Genomic DNA, 3,738 nt, shown 5'->3' on the forward strand with positions numbered 1-3,738 from the left:
GCGGCCGGCGGCCCTACGGCCGACGACCGGATCCCGCCACGGCCGGCGAGGGACGCGCCCGCGCCGCTCTCCGCCGCCCAGCGCCGGCTGTGGTTCGTCGAGCAGCTGTACCCGGGCACCGCGGCCTACAACGTGTCGACCGCGTTCCGGCTGCGCGGTCCGCTGGACACCGCCGTGCTGCGCCGGTCCCTCGACACCCTGCTCGTCCGGCACGAGTCGCTGCGCACCGCCTTCCGCACCACCGCCGACGGCACACCGGTGCAGTGCCCGCAGCCCGCCACCGGGCTCGCCCTGCCCGTCGCCGAGCTCACCCCGGGCCGCTCCGAGCAGGAGACCCTGGACTCCGCGCGCAGCCTGCTCGCCGACGACTGCGCCGTCCCCTTCGACCTGGCGCAGGGACCGCTGCTGCGGGCCGGACTGCTGCGGCTGGCGGCGGAGGACCACGTCCTCGCCCTCACCGTGCACCACCTGGTCGCCGACCACTGGACGCTCGCGGTGCTCTGCGAGGAACTGTCCGCGATCTACCCGGCGCTGCTCCGCGGCGAGCCCTCGCCGCTGCCCGAACCCCCGCTCCAGTACGCCGACTTCGCCACCTGGGAGGCGCAACGCGACACCACCGGGGACGGCGCCTCGCTCGGCTGGTGGACGGAGCGGCTCGCCGGGCTCGCCCCGCTGGAGCTGCCCACCGACCGGCCGCGACCGGCCGTCCAGGCCTTCACCGGTGCCCGGGTGTCCGCCGTGCTGCCCGCCACCGCCACGGCCGCGCTGCGCTCGGCCGCCAAGGGCGAGGGGGCGACCCTCTTCATGGCGGTCCTCGCCGGCCTGCAGGCCGTACTGGCCCGCTGGACGGGCGGCACGGACATCGCCGTCGGCGGTGCGATGGCCGGCCGCGACCGGCCCGAACTGGAACGGCTCGCCGGGTTCTTCGTCGACCTGCTGCCGCTGCGCGGTGACCTCTCCGGCGATCCGTCCTTCGCCGAACTCCTCGCCCGGACGCGGGAGTCGGTGCTCGCCGCCGCGAACCACCGGGACGTGCCCTTCGACCGGCTGGTGGAGGCAGTGGCGCCGACCCGCGACCTCAGCCGCCCGCCGCTGGTGTCCGTCGCCCTCTCGTACCTCTCCACCCCGCCGCCGCGGCTGGACCTCGGACCGGCCGGGGCGAGCGAGTTCCCCTTCGACCCGGGCGCGGCCCGCTTCGACCTCGACCTGTTCGCCCGGGAGCTCCCCGACGGCACGCTCGGCCTCGAACTCGACCACCGCACCGACCTGTTCGACCGGGCCACCGCCGAGCGGCTGCTCGCCGCGATCACCGCACTGCTCACCGCCGCCGCCGCGGACCCGACCGCCGCACTCGCCGACCTGGCCGCCCCCGGCGCCACCGAGACCGCCGAACTCGCCGCGCTCGGCAGCAGCCCCGTTCCGCACCCCACCGCGCACCTGGTGCACGAGCTGGTCGCCCGGCACGCCGCCGCCGCGCCCGACCGGCCGGCCGTGGTGCAGGGCGACCGCACCGTCGGCTACGGCGAACTCGACGCGTACGCCGACCGGTTGGCCGAACGGCTGACCGGCCGCGGGGTCGGCCCCGGCACCCTGGTCGGGGTCTGCCTGGAGCGCTCGCCGGAGCTGGTCGGCGCGCTGCTCGCCGTGCTGAAGGCCGGCGGCGCCTATCTGCCGCTGGACCCGGAGTACCCGGCCGACCGGCTCGCCCACATGCTGGCCGACAGCGGCACCCCGCTGGTCGTCACCGACACCCGGTGCGCCGACCGGCTGCCGGCCTCCGCCGCCGCCCTGCTGCTCACCGACGCCGAGCACCCGGACACCGAGCCCGCCGCCGAGCCCGCCGAGCCTGCCGACGGCGAGCCCTCGGACGCCGACCACCGGCCCGCCGCCGCGGACGACCTCGCCTACGCCATCTACACCTCGGGCTCCACCGGGCGTCCCAAGGGCGTCCTGGTCGAGCACCGCGCACTGCTCAACCTCTGCCACTGGCACAACCGCCGCCACCGGATCACCCCGGAGGACCGCGGCACCATGCTCGCCGCGCAGGGATTCGACGCCGCCGTCTGGGAGTTGTGGCCCTACCTGGCCGCCGGGGCCTCGGTCGCGGTGGTCGATGCGGCGGTCCGCACCGACCCGGCCGGGCTGACCGCCTGGCTGGCAGGCTCCGGGGCGACCGTCGCCTTCCTGCCGACGCCGCTGGCCGAGGCGGTGCTCGCCGAGGAGGGCTGCACGGCGCTGCCGCTGCGCTCGCTGCTCACCGGCGGCGAGTTGCTGCGCCGCCGGCCGCGGCCCGGTCTGCCGTTCACCGTGGTCAACCACTACGGGCCCACCGAGAACGCGGTGGTCGCGACCGAGGGCGAGGTCGCCCCGGAGGGCACCGGCGAAGGCCCGGCGGACATCGGCCGGCCGATCGACAACGTCGTGGCCCGGGTGCTGGCCGCGGACGGCACACCCGTGCCGCGCGGCGCCGTCGGCGAGCTGTACCTGGGCGGCGCCGGCCTGGCCCGCGGCTACCTGGGTGCCGAGGAGCTCACCCGGCAGAGGTTCGTCCCGGACCCGCAGGGCCCACCCGGTGCCCGGCTCTACCGCACCGGCGACCTCGTCCGCTGGCGCACCGACGGCCGGATGGACTTCCTCGGCCGCGCCGACCGGCAGGTCAAGCTCCGCGGCCACCGGATCGAGCCGGGCGAGATCGAGGCCCGCCTGGTGGAGCACCCGGGCGTCGCCGAGGCCGTGGTCGTGCTGCACTCCCCCGCCGGCGGCGACGCCGCGCTGGTCGGCTACCTGACCGTGCCCGGCCGGGGCACCGCCGCGCCGGAGGGGCTGCGGGAGTGGCTCGCCGAGCGGCTGCCGGAGCCGATGCTGCCGGCCGGCTTCGTGGTGCTGGACGCGCTGCCGCTGACCCCGGCGGGCAAGGTCGACCGGGCGGCGCTGCCCGACCCGGGTGCGCTGCGCCCGCCGTTCCGGGCGCCGCGGCCCGGCACCGAGGCCCGGCTCGCCGCGCTGTGGGCCGAGGTGTTCGGCCTGTCCGAGGTCGGTGCCGACGACGACTTCTTCGCGCTCGGCGGCCACTCGCTGCTGGCGACCCGGCTGCTCGGCCGGGTGCGCCGCGCCTTCGCCGTCGAGGTGCCGCTGCACGCGCTGTTCCGCTTCCCGACAGTCGCCCGGCTCGCCGTGGGTGCCGTCGACCCCGCACTGGCCGCCGCACAGGAGGAGACCGACCGCCGCCTGCGCGCCCGGATGGCCGCCCTCTCCGAGGAGCAGATCCGGGCCCTGATCTCCCGCGCCGCCACGAGCACGGCCACCACCGACACCGGTACAGCCACCACCGCCACCGCCACCGCCACCGCCACCGCCACCGCCACGACCGAGGAGACCCGATGACCACCGGGACGACGCCCCAGCCCTCAGCCGACGACGACTACTTCTTCGAGGCCGACCTGTACGACACCCTGTGGGCCGGGCTGAACAAGCTCGACCTGCCGTTCTTCCTCTCCACCGTGAAGGAGTTCGGCGGTCCGGTGCTCGAACTCGCGGCCGGCACCGGCCGGGTGCTGCTGCCCGCGGTGCGGATCGCCGGCAGCGGCGTCGGCGTCGACCTGTCCGTCTCGATGCTGGAGCAGGGCCGCCGCAACGCCGCCGCCGAGGGCCTGGACGAGTCCGCGGTGCGCTTCGTCGAGGGCGACCTGCGGACGGTCCGCCTCGGCGAGCGCTTCCCGCTGATCCTGGCCGCCGGGC

2 protein-coding genes are annotated in these 3,738 nt (G+C 77.0%); both read left to right on the forward strand.

Annotated features, from left to right (window positions below):
* Positions 1 to 3,384 (forward strand): amino acid adenylation domain-containing protein (locus tag ABZ641_RS29115; RefSeq protein WP_359986501.1); only part of this gene is annotated, 3,384 nt, incomplete at its 5' end.
* The coding region (locus ABZ641_RS29120; RefSeq protein ID WP_359986503.1) for a class I SAM-dependent methyltransferase at positions 3,381 to 3,738 on the forward strand (358 nt) is incomplete at its 3' end. The genes ABZ641_RS29115 and ABZ641_RS29120, both read left to right, overlap by 4 nt.

Origin of the sequence: Kitasatospora sp. NPDC007106, from assembly GCF_040634455.1 — a bacterium.
GTDB lineage: Bacteria > Actinomycetota > Actinomycetes > Streptomycetales > Streptomycetaceae > Kitasatospora > Kitasatospora arboriphila.